The 22,781-nt window shown below is 69.8% G+C and carries 23 protein-coding genes and 2 tRNA genes; 16 read left to right on the forward strand and 9 right to left on the reverse strand.

From position 1 onward, the window contains the following. Positions 1 to 4: 4 nt before the first annotated feature. The 5 genes from hpnE to M3Q23_16740 form a co-directional block, all read right to left on the reverse strand. Positions 5 to 1,360: a hydroxysqualene dehydroxylase HpnE gene (gene hpnE / locus M3Q23_16720; GenBank protein ID MDP9343698.1), complete on the reverse strand. Its 1,356-nt coding sequence runs from the start codon at positions 1,358 to 1,360 to the stop codon at positions 5 to 7. Continuing rightward, positions 1,357 to 2,202 (reverse strand): presqualene diphosphate synthase HpnD, encoded by an 846-nt coding sequence (gene hpnD, locus M3Q23_16725; GenBank protein ID MDP9343699.1) that lies wholly within the window; start codon positions 2,200 to 2,202, stop codon positions 1,357 to 1,359. The genes hpnE and hpnD overlap by 4 nt, the downstream gene beginning before the upstream one ends. Then, positions 2,199 to 3,152, reverse strand: a complete 954-nt coding sequence (gene hpnC / locus M3Q23_16730; protein ID MDP9343700.1) for a squalene synthase HpnC — start codon at positions 3,150 to 3,152, stop codon at positions 2,199 to 2,201. Before hpnC ends, hpnD begins: the two co-directional genes overlap by 4 nt. Then, entirely contained in the window at positions 3,152 to 3,604 is a 453-nt protein-coding gene (locus tag M3Q23_16735) for a secondary thiamine-phosphate synthase enzyme YjbQ (GenBank protein MDP9343701.1), read from the reverse strand. Before M3Q23_16735 ends, hpnC begins: the two co-directional genes overlap by 1 nt. A gap of 160 nt (positions 3,605 to 3,764) precedes the next feature. After that, entirely contained in the window at positions 3,765 to 4,577 is an 813-nt protein-coding gene (locus M3Q23_16740; GenBank protein MDP9343702.1) for a TetR family transcriptional regulator, read from the reverse strand. A 56-nt stretch (positions 4,578 to 4,633) separates the two neighbouring features. Here M3Q23_16740 and M3Q23_16745 point away from each other — a divergent pair, with 56 nt between their 5' ends. From M3Q23_16745 to M3Q23_16775, 7 genes are all read left to right on the forward strand, one after another. After that, positions 4,634 to 5,491, forward strand: coding sequence for a DegV family EDD domain-containing protein (locus M3Q23_16745; GenBank protein ID MDP9343703.1), 858 nt, complete (start codon positions 4,634 to 4,636; stop codon positions 5,489 to 5,491). 96 nt (positions 5,492 to 5,587) lie between these two features. Beyond that, positions 5,588 to 8,320: a pyruvate, phosphate dikinase gene (gene ppdK, locus M3Q23_16750; protein ID MDP9343704.1), complete on the forward strand. Its 2,733-nt coding sequence runs from the start codon at positions 5,588 to 5,590 to the stop codon at positions 8,318 to 8,320. 151 nt (positions 8,321 to 8,471) lie between these two features. Next, entirely contained in the window at positions 8,472 to 9,068 is a 597-nt protein-coding gene (locus M3Q23_16755) for a M15 family metallopeptidase (GenBank protein ID MDP9343705.1), read from the forward strand. A gap of 15 nt (positions 9,069 to 9,083) precedes the next feature. Then, the gene (locus tag M3Q23_16760) at positions 9,084 to 9,608 is read left to right on the forward strand and encodes a hypothetical protein (GenBank protein MDP9343706.1); all 525 of its coding nucleotides are present in this window, start codon (positions 9,084 to 9,086) and stop codon (positions 9,606 to 9,608) included. Beyond that, entirely contained in the window at positions 9,605 to 10,087 is a 483-nt protein-coding gene (locus M3Q23_16765) for a hypothetical protein (protein ID MDP9343707.1), read from the forward strand. The genes M3Q23_16760 and M3Q23_16765 overlap by 4 nt, the downstream gene beginning before the upstream one ends. 109 nt (positions 10,088 to 10,196) lie before the next feature. Then, positions 10,197 to 10,601 carry a hypothetical protein gene (locus M3Q23_16770; GenBank protein MDP9343708.1) on the forward strand — a complete coding sequence of 135 codons (405 nt, stop codon included), beginning with the start codon at positions 10,197 to 10,199 and terminating at the stop codon, positions 10,599 to 10,601. A gap of 81 nt (positions 10,602 to 10,682) precedes the next feature. Then, complete coding sequence (locus tag M3Q23_16775) at positions 10,683 to 11,291, forward strand: YdcF family protein (protein ID MDP9343709.1); 609 nt, start codon at positions 10,683 to 10,685, stop codon at positions 11,289 to 11,291. A gap of 40 nt (positions 11,292 to 11,331) precedes the next feature. Here the strand turns inward: M3Q23_16775 and M3Q23_16780 are convergent, their stop codons facing one another. Then, on the reverse strand, positions 11,332 to 11,805 hold the full coding sequence (locus M3Q23_16780) for a cupredoxin domain-containing protein (protein MDP9343710.1): 474 nt from the start codon (positions 11,803 to 11,805) through the stop codon (positions 11,332 to 11,334). Positions 11,806 to 11,912: 107 nt separating this feature from the next. Here M3Q23_16780 and M3Q23_16785 point away from each other — a divergent pair, with 107 nt between their 5' ends. The 3 genes from M3Q23_16785 to rpoD all read left to right on the forward strand — a co-directional run bounded on the left by M3Q23_16785 (position 11,913) and on the right by rpoD (position 16,176). Beyond that, positions 11,913 to 12,914 carry a deoxyguanosinetriphosphate triphosphohydrolase gene (locus M3Q23_16785; protein MDP9343711.1) on the forward strand — a complete coding sequence of 334 codons (1,002 nt, stop codon included), beginning with the start codon at positions 11,913 to 11,915 and terminating at the stop codon, positions 12,912 to 12,914. A 49-nt stretch (positions 12,915 to 12,963) separates the two neighbouring features. After that, entirely contained in the window at positions 12,964 to 14,781 is a 1,818-nt protein-coding gene (dnaG, locus tag M3Q23_16790; protein ID MDP9343712.1) for a DNA primase, read from the forward strand. An 87-nt stretch (positions 14,782 to 14,868) separates the two neighbouring features. Continuing rightward, positions 14,869 to 16,176 carry an RNA polymerase sigma factor RpoD gene (rpoD, locus tag M3Q23_16795; protein ID MDP9343713.1) on the forward strand — a complete coding sequence of 436 codons (1,308 nt, stop codon included), beginning with the start codon at positions 14,869 to 14,871 and terminating at the stop codon, positions 16,174 to 16,176. A gap of 47 nt (positions 16,177 to 16,223) precedes the next feature. Here rpoD and M3Q23_16800 read toward each other — a convergent pair whose 3' ends face one another. Together M3Q23_16800 and M3Q23_16805 are read right to left on the reverse strand one after the other, a co-directional pair. Next, a complete protein-coding gene (locus tag M3Q23_16800; protein MDP9343714.1) occupies positions 16,224 to 16,532 on the reverse strand; it encodes a YtxH domain-containing protein in 309 nt (102 codons plus the stop codon). A gap of 93 nt (positions 16,533 to 16,625) precedes the next feature. Further along, positions 16,626 to 18,137 (reverse strand): hypothetical protein, encoded by a 1,512-nt coding sequence (locus M3Q23_16805; GenBank protein ID MDP9343715.1) that lies wholly within the window; start codon positions 18,135 to 18,137, stop codon positions 16,626 to 16,628. Positions 18,138 to 18,223: 86 nt separating this feature from the next. Between M3Q23_16805 and M3Q23_16810 the strand changes: the two genes are divergently transcribed. The 3 genes from M3Q23_16810 to M3Q23_16820 all read left to right on the forward strand — a co-directional run bounded on the left by M3Q23_16810 (position 18,224) and on the right by M3Q23_16820 (position 18,998). Beyond that, positions 18,224 to 18,296 (forward strand) — tRNA-Asn (locus M3Q23_16810). 57 nt (positions 18,297 to 18,353) lie between these two features. After that, a complete protein-coding gene (locus tag M3Q23_16815) occupies positions 18,354 to 18,863 on the forward strand; it encodes a peptidylprolyl isomerase (protein MDP9343716.1) in 510 nt (169 codons plus the stop codon). Between the two features lie 61 nt (positions 18,864 to 18,924). Continuing rightward, positions 18,925 to 18,998, forward strand: a tRNA-Ile gene (locus tag M3Q23_16820). 104 nt (positions 18,999 to 19,102) lie between these two features. Here M3Q23_16820 and M3Q23_16825 read toward each other — a convergent pair. After that, entirely contained in the window at positions 19,103 to 20,119 is a 1,017-nt protein-coding gene (locus M3Q23_16825) for a site-specific integrase (GenBank protein MDP9343717.1), read from the reverse strand. A 1,307-nt stretch (positions 20,120 to 21,426) separates the two neighbouring features. Here M3Q23_16825 and M3Q23_16830 point away from each other — a divergent pair. The 3 genes from M3Q23_16830 to M3Q23_16840 all read left to right on the forward strand — a co-directional run bounded on the left by M3Q23_16830 (position 21,427) and on the right by M3Q23_16840 (position 22,686). Beyond that, complete coding sequence (locus M3Q23_16830) at positions 21,427 to 21,585, forward strand: helix-turn-helix domain-containing protein (GenBank protein MDP9343718.1); 159 nt, start codon at positions 21,427 to 21,429, stop codon at positions 21,583 to 21,585. A gap of 287 nt (positions 21,586 to 21,872) precedes the next feature. Next, positions 21,873 to 22,433, forward strand: coding sequence for a hypothetical protein (locus tag M3Q23_16835; protein ID MDP9343719.1), 561 nt, complete (start codon positions 21,873 to 21,875; stop codon positions 22,431 to 22,433). Positions 22,434 to 22,512: 79 nt separating this feature from the next. Continuing rightward, positions 22,513 to 22,686 carry a hypothetical protein gene (locus M3Q23_16840; protein MDP9343720.1) on the forward strand — a complete coding sequence of 58 codons (174 nt, stop codon included), beginning with the start codon at positions 22,513 to 22,515 and terminating at the stop codon, positions 22,684 to 22,686. Positions 22,687 to 22,781 lie beyond the last annotated feature (95 nt).

Below are 22,781 nucleotides of genomic sequence, written 5' to 3' on the forward strand. Positions count from 1 at the left end.
CGGATCACGCCGCCACCACCTCCGGAAGCCTGCGGGTCCGCCCCACCGAGACCAGGGCTTCGCGCGCGGCGGCGAATCCGCTTCGGACCGCCCCTTCCATCGTGGCCGGCCACCCCGTGTCGGTCCACGCGCCGGCGAGCGACAGGCCGGGGACCCCTGTCTTCGCGCTCGGCCGGAGCCGGCCCGAGCCGGGAGCCTGCCGGAACGTCGCGTGCGGCTCCCGGGTGACGAAGAACTTCTCCACCCGTGCTCCTCGAGCCCGCGGGAACAGCTCGGGCAGCGCCGGCAGGTACCGTTCCCGGAGGTCCGCGGTGGGTTCGGCGATCTCCCGGTCGGCGCCGGAGATCGACACGGCCAGGTACTGCCCGCGGTCCAGCCCCGACTGCTCCGTGCGGTCGAACACCCACTGCACCGGCGTGCCCAGCCCGGCCGCGAACGGCACGTCCATCACCGGCCGGTCGTAGATCACGTGCACGTTCACGATGGGAGCGGAACCGAGCGACGCGAGCGCGGCGGCATCCCGCACTGCGCCGGCGGGCAGGATCTCGGCGGCCCGACCGTGCGGCACGGCCAGCACGACGGCGTCGGCTTCCACCCGGTCGACCTCGGTCTCGACCTCGAGGCCCTTTCCGGCGGGCTCGACGCGCCGGACCGCGGCGCGCAGCCGGACCTCGGCTCCGGCCTCGGCCAGGGCCCGGGCCGCCGGCTCGCCGTGGACCTCCGACAGGGGGACACGCGGGTAGCCGATGTCCGCCGCGTCCCGCCGCTCCAGCAACCCGGTCCGGAAGACCTTCACGGCGAGGGCCAGCGACGCCTGGTCCGCCGCCAGGTTCAGCGTGGGCAGCGCGATCAGGTTCCACAGGGCGTCGACGGCGGCAGGGGACTGTCCCCGCGAGGCCAGCCACGACCCGAACGTCTGATTGTCGAGCGCGGGGTCCCGGGGGTCCATCCGCGCCAGCGCCAGCGCGGCCCGCACGGCGCGGGCCCGCTCGGCCGGACGGAGGAACCCGTACCGGGCCAGCGAGCCGGAAAGATGCAACGGAGCGGGCAGCGCGGAGCGCCGGAGCCACTGCGTGGTCCGTCCCGGCGACAGCACGGGGATGGCCATCCGGTCCTGGAGCACCGTCCGGTCCCTCGCTCCGACCCGGTCCAGGAACCGCAGATAGGCCACGCAGCACCGCAGGAACACGTGCTGCCCGTTGTCCACCCACAGGCCGTCGCGCTGGAACGAGAACGTGGCCCCGCCCAGGCGGGGGCGCGCCTCCAACAGGGTGACCCGGGCCCCGCCGTCGGCGCACGACAGGGCGGCGGCCAGCCCGGCCAGCCCGCCTCCCACCACGACCACGCGGGGCTCCGTCATGCCCGCGCCCCGGCCAGGCTGCGGGCGGCCACCCAGGCCTTCTCCCACGGGGGCAGCGAGATCCGCCGTTGCAAGACGTCCTGGGGGCGCCGCTCCACCCGCGCCAGGATGCGCCGGTAGATCCCGGTCATGGCGGACACACACGAGGCCGCCCGGGAGTCCAGCAGCGGCAGCACCTGGAGCCCCCGCCCGAACCACTCCCTGGCCCTGTTCACCTCGAACCGGACCAGGCCGGCCACCGCTCCCGCCGGCGACCCCGCCAGGTCCTCCGCCGAGCAGCCGAACCGGTCCAGGTCCTCCCGGGGCAGGTACACCCGGCCGCGGTCCAGGTCCTCCCGGACGTCCCGCAGGATGTTGGTGAGCTGCATGGCCACGCCCAGGTCGTCGGACAGCTCCGACGCGCGGGCCCGATCCGTCGACCCGAACACCGCCACCGACAGCCGGCCGATCGAGCCGGCCACCCGGCGGCAGTACGCTTCCAGCTCCCCGAACGTCTCGTACGTCGCGCCTCGGACGTCCATCTCCACGCCGTCCACCAGTTCCCCGAAGACATCGAGCGGCAGATTGAAGCGCCGGACGGAGTCGCCCAGCGCGGCCAGCACCGGGTCGTCGCTGTCGACCGACACGCGCTCGAGGCTCTGGCGGACCGATGCCAGACGGACCAGCTTCGCCTCGTCGTCCAGGCCGCCGTCGCCGATGTCGTCCACCCGCCTGGCTAGGGCGTACACGGCACACATGCCGCGGCGGCGATCCGGCGGCAGCAGGCGGATGCCGTAGAAGAAGTTCGCGGCCCGGGACCGGGTGACGCTCTCGCAGTAGGCGTAGGCCCGCTGAAGGTTCATCGGCCGTCTCCCCGCGACCGCGACCGCGACCGCAAGCCGCGCCGCCGACCCGAGCCGCGCCGCGGCCACGCCGGCCGCCAGGACACGGCAACCGTGCGGACCAGCACCCAGGCACCGTGTCCTCGGGAGGGCCGCGGCGTACGCCCCAGCACGTCGAAGCCAGCACCCTCGAGGGCGTCCAGCGCCGCTCGCCCGCCCGCGACGAACCCCGCCACCGCGAACCCGGCCCGGCCACCGAGGTCTCCGGCCAGCGGCGCACCCCGGTCCAGGAGCCCGCGGGCCCTGGCCACCTCGAACGCCATCAGCCGCCGTAACGAGGGCGACGGACGCGACCGCGCCAGGTCCTCCTCCGAGCACCCGAACCGCTCCAGGTCCTCCCGCGGCAGGTAGATCCGCCCCCGGTGGAAGTCCTCCGCCACGTCCTGCCAGTGCTCGGCGAGCTGCAGCCCGGTGCACACCGCGTCCGACAGCCCCATCCGCTGGGGCGTCGCCGCGCGCAGGACGTACAGGACGAGGTGTCCCACGGGGTTCGCGGACAGCTCGCAGTACGAAGCGAGCTCCGAATACGTCTCGTACCGCGACACCGACTGGTCCTGCCGGTTGGCCCGGATCAGGTGGAGGAACGGCTCCCGGGGCAGGTCCCTGGCCCGGATGGTCTTGGCCAGCCGGACCATCAGGGGATGGGTGGCGCCGCCCGCGTAGGCCCGCTCCAGCTCGGCCTCCAGCCAGTCCAGGAGCCGGCCCCGGTCGCCGGCGGCCTCGTCCCCCAGGTCGTCCACCAGCCGGGCGAACCCGTAGATGGCCAGGAAGTGCTCCCGGTCCTGGCGCGGCAGCAGGCGGGAGGCGACGGGGAAGTTCTCGTGCCCGGCCTTCTCCATGACCGCGGAGACGGTGGGGACGTCGGGCTCGGCAGAGCGGCGTCCGGAGGTCGCGGGCGCGACCCTGGCCATCATTCCCCCATGACCTGGATGAGCACCTTTCGGTCTCGTGCTCGATCGAGCTCCAGGAAGAAGACCTTCTGCCACCGGCCCAGCAGCAGCTGCCCCTCCACCACCGGGATGGTCTGCGACGCCGATCCCAGCAGGGCCTGGCGGCAGTGGGCGTGCCCGTTCGGCACGTCGTGCGGGTCGTCGTCCAGGTTCTCGGTGCGGGCGTCCATGTCGTCGTGGTGGTAGGTGCCGTCCAGCGGCACCAGCGAGTCCATCAGCCGCGTGAAGTCGCGGATGAACCCGGACTCCCGCTCGTTGATGACGATGGCGCACGTGGTGTGGGGTGAATACACCAGGGCCATGCCGTTCTGGACCCCGCTCTTGTCGACCACCTCACGAACGTCCTCGGTGACGTCGATGAACTGTCCGCAGTTGCTGGTGGTGAAGCTGTGGTTCTCGAGCAGGAACCTCATCCGCCTCCTCCTCGACGAAGAAAGCCCCCCGGCGATCGGCGCCGACGCGCCAGCGCCCCGACAACGCACGCGGGTGACTACCCAGTCACACTCGTTGTTTACATCTTGGGGACAGAGCGCGCGGGAAGTCAAACCCGCCCGGACGGGCCGCCGGCTGCCCTCAAACCCGGGCGGAGATGGTGCCGAGCGCCGCCAGCGGAGAGGGTTCCAGGGCCTGCTGGAACAGCCGGGCCGCCGCCATCTGGAGGGTCCGGGCCCCGGCCAGGAGCGGGTCCTCCGCCTGGAGCTGCCGTCCGAGCTCGAGGGCCAGGCCGCTGAAGACGCGCCGGGCGGTGGTCGGATAGCCCGGACGGCGCTGGATGGCCCGGGTGAACAGGTCCATGAACACGGGGACCCGTCGCTCCATGAGCGGCGCGAGCACCTCCGGTGCCCGTTCCAGCGGAACGGGGCGCCCCGCCATGGCCCGACCGAACGACTCGGCCACTTCGTTCGCCGCCGCCTCGGCCGCGGCGAAGAACAGCTCCTCCTTCGAGCGGTGGTGCCGGTAGAAGGACCCCTTCGCGATCCGGGCGGCCTTGCAGATGTCGTCGACGTTCACGTCGCCGTACCCACGCCGGGAGAACGCGTCCACGGCGGCGTCCAGCAACCGTTCGGCCGGGGTCCTCCGCCCGCGGCCCGCATGCATCACGACGGCGCGGTCCCACATCTCCGGCCGGAACGCCTGTTCCTGTTCCAGTCCCAGGAGGTCGGGGAGGATGGTGCGGATCACGGAAAGGGACAGCCCGCGCCGTTCCCGGAGCGTCCGGATGAGCCGGAGGCCCTGCACGTGGCGCTCGTCGTACAGGAATCGGTTCGGGGAGGCCCGTCGGGGGGGCGGCAGGAGCCCCAGCTTCAGGTAGTGGTGGACCGTGGCGGCGGGCACGCCCGTCCTCGCCACCAGCTCGTGCACCGGGAATCGCTCGCTGTCAGGCACGGGAACCCGCCCAGGATCTTCCCATAGAATGGCCCTCTTCGAGTAGGGAGAAAGGGATGGTGGCAAGCCGAGGCCAGCAGAACCGGGTCGCCCTCATCACCGACTCCAGCGCCTGCCTCCCACCCGACCTGACCGATCGCCTCGGCCTGCGGGTCCTCCCCATCGCCATCCACCTTCCCTCCGGGGACATCCACGACGGCGTGCCCCGGGCCCCTCAGCTGGTGTACGAGGCGCTCGCGGCCGGTGATCCCGTGAAGTCGAGCGCGCCGGCCACGGTGGAGTACCTCTCCGCGATCGAGGAAGCCGACGCCCCGTCGGTCGTCGTCATCACGCCGGCCATCGAGTTCACCGTGATGTACCGGAACGCCGTGCTGGCCGCCGAGGTGGCGGGGCGCTCCGTCTCGGTGGTGGACTCCCGCGCGGCGGCCGCGGCGCACGGGTTGGTGGTCATGGCCGCGGCGCAGGTGGCGGCGGACGGAGGGAGCGAGGCCGAGGTGGTCCGCGCGGCCGAGGACGCCTCCCGCCGGGCCGAGCTGGTGGGGGTCCTGGACAGCCTGGAGTTCATCCGGCGAAGCGGCCGGGTTCCCTCCGTGGCCCTGGAGCTCGCCGAGCGCCTCGGCGTGCGCCCCGTGTTCCGGCTGGACGGCGGCCGGGTCGAGCGCCTGGGGGTGCCCCGGAGCTCCGAGGCCGCGCTTCGCCGGGTCCGGAGGGAAGCGACGCTGCGCGGGCTGTCGGCGACCTCGCCGAGCATGGTGTTCCACGCCGCCTCGCCCGCCCGGGCCGAGGAGCTGCGCGCCGCGCTGGGCGGCGACCCCATGGTGGTGGAGTTCAGCCCCTCGATGGGCATCCACACCGGCCCCGGCGTGGTCGGCGTGGCCTGGCTCCGCGACCGGCCGAACGCCCCCGAGCTGTAGGGCCGCTCCGCCGCCGCGCCAATCACACGCTCGTCCGCCGCGCCAACCGCACCTTCCGTAGACTTGATCCCATCCGAACGTCCGGGAGGGCGACCCATGGCCACCAAGTACGTCTACGACTTCCACGAGGGCAACCGGGACATGAAGGGCCTGCTCGGCGGCAAGGGCGCCAACCTCGCCGAGATGACCAACATGGGCCTGCACGTCCCCCCCGGCTTCACCATCACCACCGAGGCCTGCCTGGCCTACCTGGAGAAGGACACCTGGCCGGAGGGCCTGGAGGCGGAGCTCGAGGAGCATCTGCGGACCCTCGAGCAGGCCATGGGAAGGCGGCTGGGTGACGCCGAGGATCCCCTGCTGGTGTCGGTCCGCTCCGGGGCGAAGTTCTCCATGCCCGGGATGATGGACACCGTCCTCAACCTCGGGCTGAACGACCAGTCGGTGCAGGGCCTGGCCAAGCAGTCCGACGGCGACTGGCGGTTCGCGTGGGACGCCTATCGCCGCTTCATCCAGATGTTCGGCAAGATCGTCATGGGCATCCCCGGCGACGAGTTCGAGCACAGGCTGGACGAGCACAAGGAACGCAAGGGCGAGAAAGCCACCGACACCGACCTCGAGGCCGATGACCTCCAGGCCCTGGTGGAGGACTTCAAGGCCATCTACCGGGAGCACGTGGGCGAGGACTTCCCCACCGACCCACGGCGGCAGCTTCGGCTGGCCGTGGAGGCCGTCTTCAAGTCCTGGAACGGCAGGCGGGCCCGGGACTACCGCCGACAGAACAAGATCCCCGACGACCTCGGGACCGCGGTGAACGTGGTGGCCATGGTGTTCGGGAACCGGGGGATGGACTCCGGAACGGGCGTCGCGTTCACCCGCAACCCGGCGACGGGTGAGCAGGAGCCGTACGGCGACTACCTGCCGAACGCGCAGGGCGAGGACGTGGTGGCCGGCATCCGCAACACGCTCCGGCTGGCGGAGCTGGAGGAGCTCGACCCGAAGTCCTACCGCGAGCTTCGCGAGACCATGGACACCCTCGAGAAGCACTACCGCGACATGTGCGACATCGAGTTCACCATCGAGAAGGGCGTGCTGTGGATCCTCCAGACCCGGGTGGGGAAGAGGACGGCTTTCGCCGAGTGGATCATGGCCTACGACATGCTGGAGGAGGGCCTGATCTCCTCGGATGAGGCGCTCCTGCGAGTGGACGCGAACCGGCTGGAGGAGCTGTTCAAGCGGGTCGTCTCGGAGGATGCGAAGAGCAGCGAGAAGCCCATTGCCACCGGGCTGAACGCGTCGCCCGGCGCCGCGACGGGGAAGGTCGTGTTCACTGCGGACTACGCCCAGGAATGGGCGGAGCGAGGGGAGCACGTCATCCTGGTCCGCCGGGAGACCACGCCCGACGACTACCACGGCATGATCCGCTCGCAGGGCATCCTGACCTCGGCCGGCGGCACGAACTCGCACGCCGCGGTGGTCGCCCGGGGCGAGGGGATCCCCGCCGTGTGCGGCGCCGACGCGATCCACATCGACGTCAAGGCCCGGGCCTTCACCGCCAACGGGACGAAGGTCGCGGAGGGCGACGTCATCACCATCGACGGCTTCGACGGCACGGTCTACCTGGGCGACCTGCCCCTGGAGGAGTCCCGGCTGGAGAAGGCCCGCTCCGGCGACGAGGAGGCGCGCCAGGAGAGGATCTGGAAGGCGTTCGACCGGCTGATGTCGCACGCCGATTCCGGCCGCCGGCTGCGGGTTCGGGCCAACGCAGACACGCCGGACCAGTCCCGGAACGCACGCGAGCGCGGCGCGGAGGGCATCGGGCTGTGCCGGACCGAGCACATGTTCCTGGGAGAGGAGCGCGTGGCGGCGGTCCGCAAGATGATCTTCGCCTCCACGCGCAACGACGAGCAGGAGGCCTACGAGGCGCTGCTGCCGCTCCAGCGCGAGGACTTCGTCGGGATCTTCCGGGCCATGGACGGCCTGCCGGTGACGGTCCGCCTGCTGGACCCGCCGCTGCACGAGTTCCTGCCCAACCACGTCGACCTGGCCACGGCGGTCGCGGTGGCCGACGCGACGGGGCAGAGCGAGGTGAAGCTCCGGGACGAGACGCTGTCGCTGGACGAGGCCAAGGAGCTGCTGTCGAAGGTCGAGGAGCTCCACGAGGCCAACCCCATGCTGGGCCTTCGCGGCGTCCGGCTGGGGATCGTGAAGCCCGGCCTGTACGCCATGCAGGTCCGGGCCATCGTGGAGGCCGCCTGCCGCGCGAAGAAAGAAGGGGGCGACCCCATGGTCGAGATCATGATCCCGCTGGTGGCGACCCGGGAGGAGCTCCGCCAGATGCGCGAGGAGCTCGAGCCGGTCGCTCGGGAGGTGCTGGATCGCGAGGGCGTCTCGCTGTCGCACCTCGAGTGGGGGACCATGATCGAGCTCCCCCGGGCAACGGTGACCGCGGGCGAGATCGCCGAGGTGGCCGAGTTCTTCTCGTTCGGTACGAACGACCTCACGCAGACCGCGTTCGGGTTCTCGAGGGACGACATCGGGAAGTTCCTGGGGATGTACGAGGAGCGCAAGCTGGTCCCGGCGAACCCGTTCGTGACCATCGACCGGCCGGGAGTGGGCAGGCTGATGCAGATCGCCGTCGAGGAGGGCCGGAAAGGGAACTCCTCGCTGCACCTGGGGATCTGCGGCGAGCACGGGGGCGACCCCGCCAGCGTGGTGTTCTGCCACGAGATCGGGCTGGACTACGTGTCGTGCTCCCCGTTCCGGGTGGAGACGGCCCGGCTGGCGGCCGGGCAGGCCGCCGTGGGAACCGCCGAGTCCGCGTCGAAGTAGGCCGGGACCGATAGCGGGACCAGCCCGTCCCGGCTAGGGAGAATCCGCCGGCCACCCCTCGGATTTCCTCCCAACGGGGGATTCGAACGCGCGTTCGTTTCCTCTATCCTCGGGGCAATCCATCTCCCCCTCCAGACCAAGGAGGTGGAACGTGCATGTGAGGTTCGGCCGTAAGGGCGGTCGTTTCCTCCCCCTGGGGGTGGCGGTGCTGCTGGCTCTCCCGGCGCTGACGGGCTGGCACTACGCCAAGCAAGGCTGGCGAGACCATCACATCGGGTACCCGCCGGTGCCGTCGGGCTACACCCAGATCGTCAACACGTTCGGGCAGCCCTGCAACAGCAACGCGCACGCGGTGTGGATGGCCGTGACCCTGGCCGACACGGGTGTCACCAAGACGGTGTGGTTCCACAAGAAGCTGGGCGGCATGGCCACCGAGATGCTGTCCGGGAAGGGCGGCTCGTCGACCAACCTGGACAACGACGTCTTCGGCCACATCAAGAACAACCACCTGACCCAGTACGTGAAGACGGACGTGGGGAGCTATGCCTGCCGGACCATGAGCGGATCGAGCGCGTGGAGCACCCACGCGTGGGGCATCGCCATCGACGTCTCGTGGCAGTACGAGCCCAATCACCAGTGCTACTCGACGACCAACTACAACTTCTCCTCGATCTTCCAGTCGCACGGGTGGACCTGGGGCCTGGCCTGGTGTGACCCCATGCACTTCCAATACGCGACCAACTACTAGGGCAAGGAGGGAGCCATGCGACGCGCAATCGCGATTGGGATCGGCCTGGTGCTGGGGGCGGCGGTCGGCGTGGCGGTGCTGGCCGTGGCCGGCCATGGCGCCGCTGGAGGCCAGACCGAGCCGCCGGCCTTCTACGACCCCTCCGTGCCGAGGATTCCCGAGGACAGCGGCACCGGAGAGCAACTCCTGCTCGTGGTGGGCGGAGGATTCGCGACCCAGCAGGAGGCCGAGTCCGCCGACGCCCAGCTCTCGTTCGGTGACATCCAGGGCTACTACGTCGTCCCCGCCAGTGCCTACCTCGGCCTGTCGGCGAGCCTGCCGAGCGGCGCCTCCTACGTCCTCGCGTCGGCCTTTCGGACCCGAGCGGGCGCCGAGGAGTTCGCTGCCCTGGCCGGATCGGCCGGCGCTCCGGCACGCATCGTCGGGCCGGTGACGTCGCTGGGTGGGCCCTACGCCGGGTTGGGACAGGAAGCCGACCCGAGTGGCCAGGGACCGCTCCTGCACGCACTGTCGCCCGAGGAGCAGGCTGCGCTCCAGTGACGTCCTCGCCGGCGCTCGGGGTCCTGGTGGTGGTGGTGGTCGGGTTCGGCCTGATCGCATCGGGATGTGGTGGCGGCGCCGGGCCGGAGCCCACGGCGCCTGGCCGGACTGCCGGGACCGGGGTTCCGGTATGCGAGCCCGAGTTCCGGCCGCCGCCCGGATTCGCGGCCCGGGGAACCTTCACTGTGCGGGAGTCGGATCACGTGGGGAAGCGGATCTCGTACACCGACGGGCGCGGCCGGATCCTGGTGTTCGCCTCCGGCATCACCGGGGAGTTCGGTGAGGGCGAGCCCGTCGCCGGTACCGTCTCGGTCACCAGCGGGGAGCGCGCGCGGCTGCTGGGACGCGGCTCCGCGTGGTTCCTGTTGTGGTCCGGCCCGGCTCCCTGCGTGAACCGGGCCGTGGTGGGCAGGGGTCTCGATCGGACCGGGTTCCTGCGACTGCTGGAACGATCGGGGGTGGTCGCCCCGAGGACCTGAGCCGCGACCTCACCGGGCCGGTCAGCGTTCGCCGGTCGGCATTCCATCGACCGTTTCACGCATGCGGGTCAGGCACCTCCCCCGCCGACCCGGCGAAGGGAGGAGCCAGATGCGCGCGTTCGTCGTGGCCGCCGTCACCGCGGTGGCGTTGATCTCGGGCCCGGTGTGGGCCCTGTCGCCCGTCACGTTCGAGGCGAGCCCCAATCCCGCCATCATCGGACAGCGAGTGGCGTTCACGGTTTCGGTGCAGGGCACCGGGGCAGCCCGGGAGCAGATCTGGGTGGCGGCCAGAGCCCTGGACAAGCCGACCCTGGGTGATCTACCGGCGGGGTCATGGTCCTACGAGTGCTGCCCCGCCGAGACCGGGTACGGCCCGGCCTGGCACTACCGGTCCTTCTCGACGGTCTTCCCGGGCACGCACTCGTTCGATGCAGTCGCCCGTCAGCCGGGTGTGTACTCGAACACCGCCGCGTTCGGTCCCTATCGAGCCTCGCTCTCGCTCCGGATCCTGTGAGGGTGAGCGTCTCGAGCGTGTGGGTCATGGTGCGGTACCGGAGGAGGGTCGTGGCGGAGTCGGCTGCTAGATTGCCGAAGCGTGGGCTTCCTTCGTCGCCACCCGGTCATCACGGCGCTCGGGGTGCTGCTGGTCCTGGTCCTGGGGGTGCTGTTCGCGACCGCTGTGGCCGTGTGGCAGGCGGCGCACACCGACGACGCCCGCAGGATCGACCACGCCGACGTGATCCTGGTGCTGGGGGCGGCGCAGTACTCGGGGCGTCCCTCACCCGTGTTCGCGGGGCGGCTGGAGCAGGCCAAGCTCCTGTTCGAGCAGGGCCGGGCCGGAGCCATCGTGGTGCTGGGCGGCAAGCGGCCCGGCGACATCACCACCGAGGCCCAGGCCGGCCGCGACTACCTGGTCGCGGAGGGTCTTCCCTCGGCGGATGTGTTCGCGGAACCCAGGGGGAACACCACCTTCGAGAGCCTGGAGGCCGCGGCGGGGTTCATGCGAGGGATGGACCTGCATTCGGCGTTCCTCGTGTCCGACCCGTGGCACAACCTCCGGATCAAGCGAATGGCCGGCGACCTGGGGATCCAGGCGTACGCGTCCGCCACGTGGCACTCGGCCGCGCGGAGCACCGCCACCCGCCTGGCCGGGTACGTCCGGGAGACGTTCGCATACCTGTACTACCGCGTGTTCGGTCGTTGAGGACGTTGAAGCGGCCGGATGGCGTGGCACCGCAGCGGGCTCACGTGACGACGAGCGTGCCCTTCATGCCGAGGCTCACGTGGAACCGGCAGAAGAACGTGTACGTCCCCGGCGGGAGGTCGATCTTCACCTGGGAGGTCTGCCCGTGATCGTTCACCACGTTGATGTTCGAGCCCTTGATGGTGAAGGTGTGGGGGGTCGTCCCGTTCAGGTTCTGAACGGTGATCGTGGAACCGCTCTTGACCTTGATCTTGGTCGGGTCGAACTGGAAGTTGTTCTGCGTGACGGAGAGCGCGCTCGTCCCGGTCGCGCCGGTGGCACCGGACGTCCCGGTGGCGCCCGAGGTGCCGGTGGGACCGGTGCCACCTCCACCGGCCGGCCCCCCCGGTGTGGTGGCCAGGCCACCGGGCGCGGCCGGAGAGGCCGTGGTCGTGCCACCGCCCCCACACGCAGTGCCCGCGAGCATCAGGGCCATGGCGCCTCCCACGGTGGCCCGTCTCCACCCAGCCGTCATCGCAGCTCCTTTCGCTCGTCCGGACCGACGCATGTACTTCGGCCCGGGGCGCGGAGTCGGTCCCGTCACCGGCGGTGTCGCGCGTCTCGGATGCTAGTGTGACCGGCGTGCCCACCCCGCGCGAGCGGATCGAGGACGTGGAGCGGGCGACCCTGTCCGCGCGAGCGACGCTGTCCTCCGCCACCAAGGGCCGGGAGCGCCCCGAGGAACCGCACGCCATGCGGACGGCGTTCCAGCGCGACCGGGACCGGATCGTCCACTCCAAGGCGTTCCGCCGCCTCAAGCACAAGACCCAGGTGTTCCTGGCGCCGGAGGGCGACCACTACCGGGTCCGGCTCACCCACACCCTCGAGGTCGCCCAGATCGCCCGGACCGCGGCCCGGGCCCTCCAGCTGAACGAGGACCTCACCGAGGCCATCGCGCTCGGCCACGACCTCGGCCACACCCCGTTCGGCCACCTCGGCGAGGAGGCCCTGTCCCCGTTCCTGGGCCGGCCCTTCCGCCACAACGAGCAGAGCCTCCGGGTGATCGACTACCTCGAGAAGGACGGCCGGGGGCTGAACCTGACCTGGGAGGTCCGCGACGGCATCGTGAACCACACCTGGTCCATGCCCCAGCCCTCCACGCTGGAGGCCCAGATCGTCCGCTTCGCCGATCGGATCGCCTACGTCAACCACGACATCGACGACGCCATCCGCGCGGGCGTGCTCGACCCCGGCGAGCTTCCGCCCGGCCCCGTCGCCGTGCTGGGCCGGACCCACGGCGACCGCATCGACACGCTGGTGACCGACCTCGTGAACTCCAGCGAGGACCAGGCGGAGGTCGGGCTCTCGGACGCCACCGCGCTGGCCCTCGATGAGCTCCGCGACTTCCTGTTCGGGCACGTCTACCTTCGGGACGACGCTCGCATCGAGCAAGAGAAGGCCATCGCGCTGGTGCGCACCCTGTTCGCGCACTTCCTGGACCACCCCGAACAGGTCCCGCCGGAGTACGATCACGCTCCGGGAGACACGCCGACCCGCGTGGCCGACTACATCGCCGGCATGACGGACCGGTACGCTCTACGGATCTACGAACAGCTCTTCCTTCCCCAGGGCTGGCTGCTGTAACGGCCCCTGCTCCGCGAAGTCGAAGTCGGAGTCGGACGAGGACGAGGACGTGGCGGGAAGGATCAGGCAGGACGACATCGAGGCGGTCCGGGACCGGACCGACATCGTCAAGGTCGTCTCCCAGTACCTGACGCTCCGGAAGGCCGGGCACGACTCGCTGGTCGGGCTGTGCCCCTTCCACACCGAGAAGACGCCCTCGTTCTCGGTGTCGCCCACCAAGCAGGTCTACTACTGCTTCGGTTGCCAGGCCGGCGGCGACGCGGTGCGGTTCCTGCGCGACGTCGAGAACCTCACCTTCGCCGAGGTCATCGAGCGCCTGGCCCGCGACGCCGGGATCACCCTGCGCTACGAGGCCGAGTCGCCGGGCGAGCGCCGCGCCCAGTCCAGGCGCCAGTCGCTGCACCGGGCAAACGCGGAGGCCTCCGAGCTGTACCACCGCACGCTCCTGGACGGCCCCGAGGCGTCGGAGGCCCGCGCGTACCTTGCCGGCCGGGGGTTCGACCAGGAGGCGGTGGTCCAGTTCCAGATCGGCTACGCGCCCGGCTATCCGGACTTCCTGCTGCGGCGGCTGTCGCCGCGGTTCGGCTCGGACACGCTGGTCGAGGCGGGGCTGGCCCTGAAGGACGGGTCCGGCGCGGTGCGAGACCGGTTCCGGGGCCGGATCACGTTCCCCGTCCACGACCTGTCCGGGCAGGCCGTGGGGATCGGGGCCCGCCTGGTGGCGAGCGTCGAGGGCCAGCCCAAGTACCTGAACTCGCCCGAGACGCCCGTCTACCGCAAGGGCAAGGTCCTGTACAACCTGAACCGGGCCAAGGCCGCCGTGACCAGATCGGGCCAGGCCGTCGTGGTCGAGGGGTACACGGACGTGATCGCGCTGGCCCGGGCGGGGGTGGAGACGGCGGTGGCCACGTGCGGCACCGCGCTCGGCGAGGAACACTTCCATCTGCTGTCGCGGTTCGCCCAGCGCGTGGTGCTGGCGTTCGACTCCGACGAGGCCGGCGCCCGGGCCGCCATGCGCGCCTACCAGTTCCATGAGACCTATCCGCTGGAGACCCGGGTCCTGGTGCTGCCGGAGGGCCTCGACCCGGCCGACTTCGTGCGAACGAAGGGCGGGGAGGCGTTCCTGGAGCTGGCCGGGGACGCCATCCCCCTGGTCGAGTACATGCTGGACCGGAGCCTGTCGGGCCACGACCTCCGTTCGGTGGAGGGCCGGGCCCGGGGCGTCCGGGCGGGCCTGCCATTCGTGGCCGGCCTGACGGACCCCGTCCGGCGGGAGGAGTACGCCCACCTCCTGGCCGACCGGGCCGGGGTCAGCTCGTCGGCGGTCATGCTCGAGCTGAAGCAGTCGGACGGCGGGCGGGCCGATGCCGGCCCCATGGCCGGACCCGGCGCCGCGACCCGAACGGACCCGGACGCGCCGGCCGCGGCCCGCGTCTCGCCGCAGGACCGGGTGGAGCGCCAGATGCTCCGGATGCTGGCCCAGAGCGAGGAGGTCTTCGAGGCCGTCGCGGGCGAAGTCTCCGATGAACACTTCGAGCGGGCCCAGCACCGCCGCCTGTTCGAGCTCCTGGTCAAGGGCCGCGGCGACGTGCGGTCGCTGGTGGCGGAGCTCGACGACGAGCGCCTGTCGGCGGCCCTCGCCGCGCTCGCCACCGGTCCGGTGGAGGGCGAGCTCACCGCGTCGCATGCGCGACGGCTGGCCCTGGGCCTCCAGGAGAACCTGCTGAAGCGGCGCATCGCCGAGATCCGCACGCGGCTCCAGCGCCTCAACCCGCTCACCAGCCCGGAGTACGAGGCGTTGTTCGAGGAGCTCATCGCCCGGGAAGAGGAGCGGCGCAAGGTCCACGACCAGGCCGAGGGGGCCTGACCCCGAACCTCCCGCCCAAAGGGGTCGTTCGCGTTCTCGTTTCGTACACTCTGGACACCCCAGCCCCCGCACACGAGGAACAGCCAGATGAGCGAAGTGGCCACAGACCTCGGTCTGGAGGAAGCCAAGGAAGCGATCGCGGCTCGCGGCCGTGAGCGTGGCTTCGTCACCTCAGAGGACCTATTGGAAGGTCTGCCGGTCGACGACCTGACGCCCGAGCAGGTCGAGGACTTCCTGACCCAGGTCGAGGAGCACCTTCGCAGCGAGGGCATCGAGGTCATCGAGGTCCCCGGCGACGACCTGACTGAGGACCTGAAGGCGGTGGTGAGAGAGGACGACGTCCTCAAGGCCCCCACCAACGACCCCGTCCGCATGTACCTCAAGGAGATCGGCAAGGTCCCGCTGCTGAATGCCGCTCAGGAGGTCGATCTGGCCAGGCGGATCGAGGCGGGGGAGTTCTCCACCGAGCTGCTCCCGGTGTTCGACAACGGGTCCAAGGTCGACCAGAAGAGGCTCCGCCGGGTGGTGGAGGCCGTGGTCGACATCCGGGAGCACCAGGAGGAGAAGTTCGGCAAGGTGGAGGGGATCGGGCGGGAGCGGGTCATCCGCACCTGGCGGTCCCGCAACCGCGAGCAGCTGGTGGACTTCCTCCGGAAGGTGGAGCGGGACGGCCAGCTCGCCAAGAAGAAGCTCATCGAGGCGAACCTCCGGCTGGTGGTCTCCATCGCCAAGCGCTACGTGGGACGGGGAATGCTGTTCCTGGACCTGATCCAGGAGGGCAACCTCGGCCTGATCCGGGCGGTCGAGAAGTTCGACTACTCGAAGGGCTACAAGTTCTCCACCTACGCCACGTGGTGGATCCGCCAGGCCATCACCCGAGCCATCGCCGACCAGGCCCGCACCATCCGGATCCCCGTGCACATGGTGGAGACCATCAACAAGCTGGTGCGGGTGCAGCGCCAGCTGTTGCAGGACCTCGGCCGCGAGCCCCTGCCCGAGGAGATCGGCAAGCAGATGGGGATTCCGGCGGACAAGGTCCGGGAGATCCTGAAGGTGTCCCAGGAGCCCGTGTCGCTGGAGACGCCCATCGGTGAGGAGGAGGACTCCCACCTCGGCGACTTCATCGAGGACTCCGACGCCGTGGTGCCGATCGACGCCGCCTCGTTCATCCTGCTCCAGGAACAGCTGGAGTCGGTGCTGCACACGCTGTCCGAGCGGGAGAAGAAGGTCATCCAGCTGCGGTTCGGACTGCTGGACGGCCATCCCCGGACCCTGGAGGAAGTGGGCCGGGAGTTCGGGGTGACCCGGGAGCGGATCCGGCAGATCGAGTCGAAGACGCTGTCGAAGCTCCGCCACCCCAGCCGGTCGCAGAAGCTCCGCGACTACCTGGAGTAGGCCGGCCGCGGAACCGCAGGAACCGCGGAACCGCGGGTCCGCACGGTCTACGCGGACGGACCCCTCGCCCCGAACGAGCCCTCCGCCATGAACTGCCCGTCCTCCTCATCGGAGCCCAGCCGCCCTCGGACGCTGGATCCGACTCGCTGGACGCCGTGCTGGACCATCCCCAGGCCCTTGCGGCCCGCGGTCTCGGCGATCTCCTTGCCGCGCCCGGCGGCCTGCTGCACGGCGGGATTCCCGCTCACGCGCCTCCACCACGTCACGATCTGCTGGTAGCGCTCCCGCCCGGCGCGGGCCCCCAGCACGTAGCCGACCCCGAATCCCACGATCAGCCCTCGCCTGAATCCAGCCATGACCGGTCCCTCCTCGCGTCGTCTCATGAAGTCTCATTGCCGCCAGGGGGTCGTGGCAAACCAGGCGGTCCGCGTGCCGGCGAAACGGCGGCCTCAGGAGACCCGGACGGCGGCGGGCGGGGAGTAGCCGCCCGCCTTCCCGTTGGCGGTGTTGCGGACCCGGGCCCGGAACCGGTACGTCCCGGCACCGGCATCGGGAGTGAACGGCCCGCCGGTGGCGGTCTGTCCGGTCAGCCAGCTCGTCCACGTCGTCGACCCCGGGCGCATCACCTGCACGTCGGACGCGAACCCTGCCGGGAGCGCGGCGGAGGCCCATGTCACGGCGAATGCGGTGCTCGTGGTTCCCTTGGCGGGAGACACGACGATGGGGACCTTCACCGATCCGGAGAAGTGGCTCACCGAGTCCCGGTACGGGTAGGTCCCCGCTCCCAGGAACGTGAACGAGAACGAGCCGCCTGCGGTGTGCGTTCCCGAGTCGAACAGGCCCATGCCGGTCGGATCGGTCACGCTGTGCGGGCCCGAGCCGGTGAAGTTCCACAGGACCGCCTGGCCCTGCTTCACCGTGACCGGCGTCGGCGTGAACGCGGCGTCCGAGACGGTGACGGTGGCGCCGGGGACGGGCCCGGCGGCCGCCTGCCCCGAGTTGGGGTCTACCTCGAGCGAGGAGGCGTCCACGGCCTCGAAGTCGGACGCGGGGATGGTCTTCAGCTCGTCGAGCATCGCCGTGGGCCATCCGTGCTCCGCCGTTCCCTGGAAGAACCACGACGACCCGTTGTCCGCCAGGATCAGGCCGTAGGTCTTCATGGCCTGGAGGATGGCCTGGGTGTCCGGCCGGAACCCCGAGATGTCCACGTTCGCCTTCAGGCGGAACCGCGCGCCCATGGGCGGGAGGTTGGGGTCGCTCCGGCATCCTGCCTGGTGGCGGGCCGGCCAGACGTAGCTGGTGTCCGTGCAGGACGCCGTCACGCGGATGGCGTGGTCGACCAGACCGGCGTTCACCTCGTCCAGGCGGACCAGCCCGGCGAAGATGGGAAGCCCGGCCGCGTCCGCCGACGTCCACCCCGCCGGCCGCAGGGCGTCGGAGGCGAGGTTCCAGATGGCGCCGGAGCCGGCCGTCGACCCCGACGACTTGTACGTGGCGTCGAACAGCTCGTACAGCGTGCAGCTGTCCTTGTCCACCATGATCGCGTGCCGGTCGGAGCCGGCCTCGATGGTGATGTCCGGGCCGAACGGATACGGGCCGGGGTCGCTCTCGCTCGCGTACAGGAACTTGACGGAGACCTTCTGGTGGGTGCCGTCGACCACGTTGTAGGGAATCCCGTACGGCGGTCCCGTGTCCGTGTCGTCGGAGGGACCGAAGTCGGGATGGATGTGGACCGACCCGCCGCCCATCGAATCGATCCACGCCGACGAGTGCGCGTCGACCGGAAGCTTGGAGATGTCGGCGTGCCAGATGCTGTCCGAGGGGAACACGGAGCAGGTGGTCCCGGGCGGCGGGGTGTCCGGCCGTTCTGGCGTGCCGACGGGCGCCGGGGCGGGCGGGGCCATGGCCAGGCAGCCGGTCAGCACGGCGAGGAGCGAGACGCAAAGGACGGGCCGGCGCATCGAGGTGAAAGGTATCGGCATTCGGGCTGGTCCGCCTTGAAGGCGGGGGCGCGGGAGCCCGCTGCTACACTGACGAGCCGGCCCATTCCGGGGTAGCTCAACCGGCAGAGCGGCGGCCTGTTAAGCCGAAGGTTGCGAGTTCGAGTCTCGCCCCCGGAGCCCTGTGGCACCACCAGGACGATCGCCCTGCCGTGGGCGACGGAAGGAGTGATCCCCATGCCGACCGCCACGTTCGTCACGTCCCTGGGCACGTTCAAGGCCCGCCTGATGCCCGACCACGCCCCCAAGACCGTCGCCAACTTCGTCGAGCTGGCCACGGGCGCTCGCGAGTGGACCGATCCGCGGGACCGGCAGCGCATGGGCGACCGCCTGTACGACGGCACGGTGTTCCACCGCGTCATCTCCGGCTTCATGATCCAGGGCGGGGACCCCGCCGGGACGGGGACCGGGGGGCCCGGCTACAACTTCGAGGACGAGGTCCCGCCGGGGGCGCCGTCGTTCGACCGCCCCGGCCTGCTGGCCATGGCGAACGCGGGTCCGAACACGAACGGGTCGCAGTTCTTCGTCACGGTCGGCGCCACCCCCTGGCTCACCGGCAAGCACACCATCTTCGGTGAGGTCACCGAGGGCTACGACGTCGTGCAGGCCATCGCGAGCACCGACACCGACTCCCGGGACCGGCCCGCCACGCCGGTGGTCCTGGAACGCGTCGAGATCGAGGAGTAACTGCCAGGAAGCGGGCGCCCGCGAGCCGAGCCCCGGCCGGCGGTACAGTGACACCCGCCCGGGGGCGGTAGCTCAGTTGGTCAGAGCAGCGGACTCATAATCCGCCGGTCGATGGTTCGAGTCCATCCCGCCCCACCGGAGAAATAGCAGGTCACGGGCACAGGCACGGCCGGAGAAGGTCTCGCTTATCTGGCAGCTCCAGCCTAATGACAGCCAAACTGACAGCCTATCCCTTCCGATCACCCCAGGAGATCCTGGACTCGGCCGGTCGCCTCCCTCTGAAGCTCTGATGCGACATGTGTGTAGACCTCCATCGTGAGCCTGATCTGACTGTGTCCGAGAATCTCCATGGCCACCCTCGGGTGTACACCCTGAGCTGCAAGCAGGGACCCGCACGTGTGGCGCAAGTCGTGGAACCTTCTTCTGTCGAGTCCCGCCTTCTTGCAGGTCTCGTGGAAGTGTCGCGTCAGATTCCTTGGTTCGAGAGGCGTACCGACCTCGCTCGGAAAGACGAGCCCATGATCCCGCCAGCCGTCGCCCCTTCTCAAGCGCTCCGCAGCTTGCCGAGTTCGATGCGCCTGCAAGGTGGCCACGAGAGCCGGAGGCAGAGCAATGGTGCGCGCGGCGTTCTTTGACTTCGGTGGTGTGTAGACAAGCCGCCCATTCAAACGTTGCAGCGACCGCCGGACACGAAGAGTGCCGGCGTCGAGGTCGATGTCTTCCCACGAGAGACCAAGTGCCTCCCCAGCCCGAAGCCCAACTGCTAACGCGACGGCATACAAGGCAGAAAGACGATGACCATCGACCGCCTTCAACAATTCCTTCGCTTCTTCGACCGTGAGCGGCCGGACCTCGAACCGGGGGACCGGCGGGGGCTTTACCAGCCCTGCGACGTTCCTACCGATGAGTCCGAGCTGCTCGGCCTTCTGAAGAGCCGACCGTAGGACGGCGTGTACGTATTGGACTCCCCTCGGTGAGAGTCCGGCTTGGTGGAGATCCTTGAGCAGGTGGTCGACGTGGACAGGGCCGAGGCGCGACAGCCGCACCCGCCCGATCGCATGTTGGATATGTCGGACCTTCTGCTTGTAGCTCACAGCAGTGGACTCACGAACGCGCAGGGCGACCTCTTCCGTCAACCACCAATCCAGGTAAGCGCCCAGTGTCCGTCTCTCATCGAGGACGAGTCTCCCTTCGGCAGCGGCCTGCTGGGCGAGCCGGAGCTTGTGGGCGACCTCCGCCCGGGTTCTTCCATACACCGCCTTTCGGTGTCGGCGGCCGGCGTCCCATCCGAGATCGAGTTGGGCACACCAGCGACCATCCGTCCTCCTGAAAATGGATCCTTCACCCTGCCCTCGCCTACTCACGGACCTCTTCCCCCCTTCCGAAGCTCATTGACACCGATTCAAGCGAGAAACCCCTAGACGAATGGCACCGAGACGGGAAGGTCGATCTCTCACGTGTTACTCCGCGTGCTCGCTGTCGGACTGGGCTCTGCCCTTCTCCCACGGTCCTTCTCCCGAAACCGCCTAGACGCTGCCCGTCGCGAGGCCCTTCTCTCACCGCAGCTAGGCCTGTTGCAGTAATTCTTGCGGTCCTTCCTCGGCCGGGCCGGCGGGATATAAACGCGGCGGCAGGCGTCGCAAATAGCCAACCCATCTACCCTGGCGACCGCGAGGATCGCATTCATGATGATTCCCCCGAACAGTGAGTTCGGCCGCATGCTGAGCTCCGGGGACCCTTCGGCCCACCAGAAGTAGGGGCGGAGGCCAGCCATTTGTACCCACCCGTCAAGAATCATTGACAAGTTTGCCCTCACGAATGCCAGGCTGCTCTTCGTCACGGGCTGGCCCTCCCACGGATCGTCTCCAAACAGCGTCCGCCAGTCATCTGGGTCCCCATGAGTAGCGTTGCCGAGACCCGAGGCCTGGAGCCGAGATGCGATCTTCAAGACGCTTGTGATGCGCCGCGCAATGTCGCGCCACCTGTCCGATGACTCACGCGGACGCTCGAGGTTCTGACCCCAAGGATGACACGTGGATCCCATTGCCCGCCCGGAGTTCACTGCCGGAATCCGGCTCACTCCAAGGGCTTGGATGGCGAGGCCCGGAACAGACGCTCCCGCGAAGGAATGGGTGTAGGGAAGACTGTGTCGGCAGAGCCCTAAGACGCCTCGTCTTGAGGCGAACGCCCGGATCTGTTCGGTTGACCCGTCGGCAAGGGCTAGGAATTCATCCATCCACGGCCCATCGAGGTCAGCGACCGCAATCTGGAAAGCCTTGGTCACGTCAATGGGTGGTGGGGGTTGCCAGAAGAGACTCCGCCCTACGGTCTTGACCGTCTCCGGGATCGGCCAAGGCTGAAGTTCCACCGGGCGCTCGAGCCCTGCGCCGAAGGGCCCCGTGAACCCCGATAGGTCCCACGTTTGGGCGAGCTCACTCCGCACGTTCGTAATTCATAGATAATACTTCAAGCTGTTCTCCTAGTGCTGGTACCGGTCCATCCTGTCCGTGTGGACGGGTTGAGCGAGTCAGGCACCGGTTCACCTCACCGCCTGCTGCTTCGAGTGCCCGAAGCAGCGATCGCACTCGGCATTTCACGGTCCTTCGCCTACGAGCTGATCGCGAGAGGCGAGATCGAGTCCGTGCGTATCGGGAAGGCGAGGCGAGTTCCCGTCACGTCTCTCCGCGAATACGTCGCCCGCCTTCAGCAGGGGGAGATCTGATGCTCGGCAGGCAGAGAGGACGCTATCGCCTACACGACGGAGTTCAACCGGAAGACCTCGATACACAGGGGGCGGAAGTCGGAACGCCCTGGTCAGCCACGTACTATCCCGACGCCGGCGAGGCCACGGCGGTGAGGGCCACGTCCTCCTCCTGGCCCGCCTCCTCCTCGTCTCGGGGGAGTCCCCCTTCCGATCTGCCCGAGGACCATGGAGACCACCACCGACGGTGGGCCCGCCGTGCCCGGAAAAGAATCCGTCTGGTCGCCGCCGCCAACGGCTTGGTCGACATGATCACCTTGACGTTCCGCGACGAGCGCTTCGACTGGGGCGCCGTGGTGCGGGAGGTCGGGGAGTTCTTCGACCGCCTCAGCTACACCCTTCGGCGCCAAGGCATCCTGAGGCCCGAGGAGCGGCTGTGTTACGTGTGGGTCCTCGAACTCCATCCAGGCGGTCACGGGCTCCATGTTCATGCGCTCCTCGACCGCTCCATTCCCCATGCCCTCCTGTCCAAGGGGTGGGGCTACGGCATGGTGGACGTCCGCCGGTGGAGGCGTTACGGGTCAAGACGGGAGAACGCTCGCGCGGCCGCCAGCTACGTGACGAAGCAGTTCGTGTCCGACAAGGACTGGCTCAGGGAGCGCGGCATCGTGGTGTCGGACGGCGCCCACCGCTATGGGACGGCGAAGGGGTTCCTGCCCAGGGTCGTTCGCATGGTGCACCAGGCGCTCCACCAGGCCTGGGACTGGTTCATGGGACTAGCCCACGGCGAGGTGCCGCTGCACGAGCTCTCGTCCGCCGACATCGCGGACTGGCGGGGTCCGCCCTGGCTCTGGATGCAGTGGCTATGAGCTGCTGGGTGGAGTCGACGGCTCGGCCGGCACCTGGGAAGCCAGCCCACGTTGGTTCTTTCGAGCGGGAGGAGGCGAGGTGGAAGGCGTGACCATGGGGGAGCCCCCCGTGGGCGCCCGTGAGGGACTCCCCGAGACAGACGCTGCGACCGATGCCGGCGCGCGCCGGGAGAGGGCCCTGAGGAAGGTCGGGGCTGGCGCGGACCCAGCCTGGCTCGACGAGGTGTCGGCGTTCACGGAAACCACCAGTTGAAAGGGCTCGCGTTCAAGTTATCCACCAGTCCCGCGTTCACGTAATCCCGCAGTTCTGAGGCGGGAGGTCCACCACCTGGGCTCCTTGTCAACGTA

This window comes from Actinomycetota bacterium, from assembly GCA_030774015.1.
Classification (GTDB): Bacteria; Actinomycetota; UBA4738; order UBA4738; family JACQTL01; genus JALYLZ01.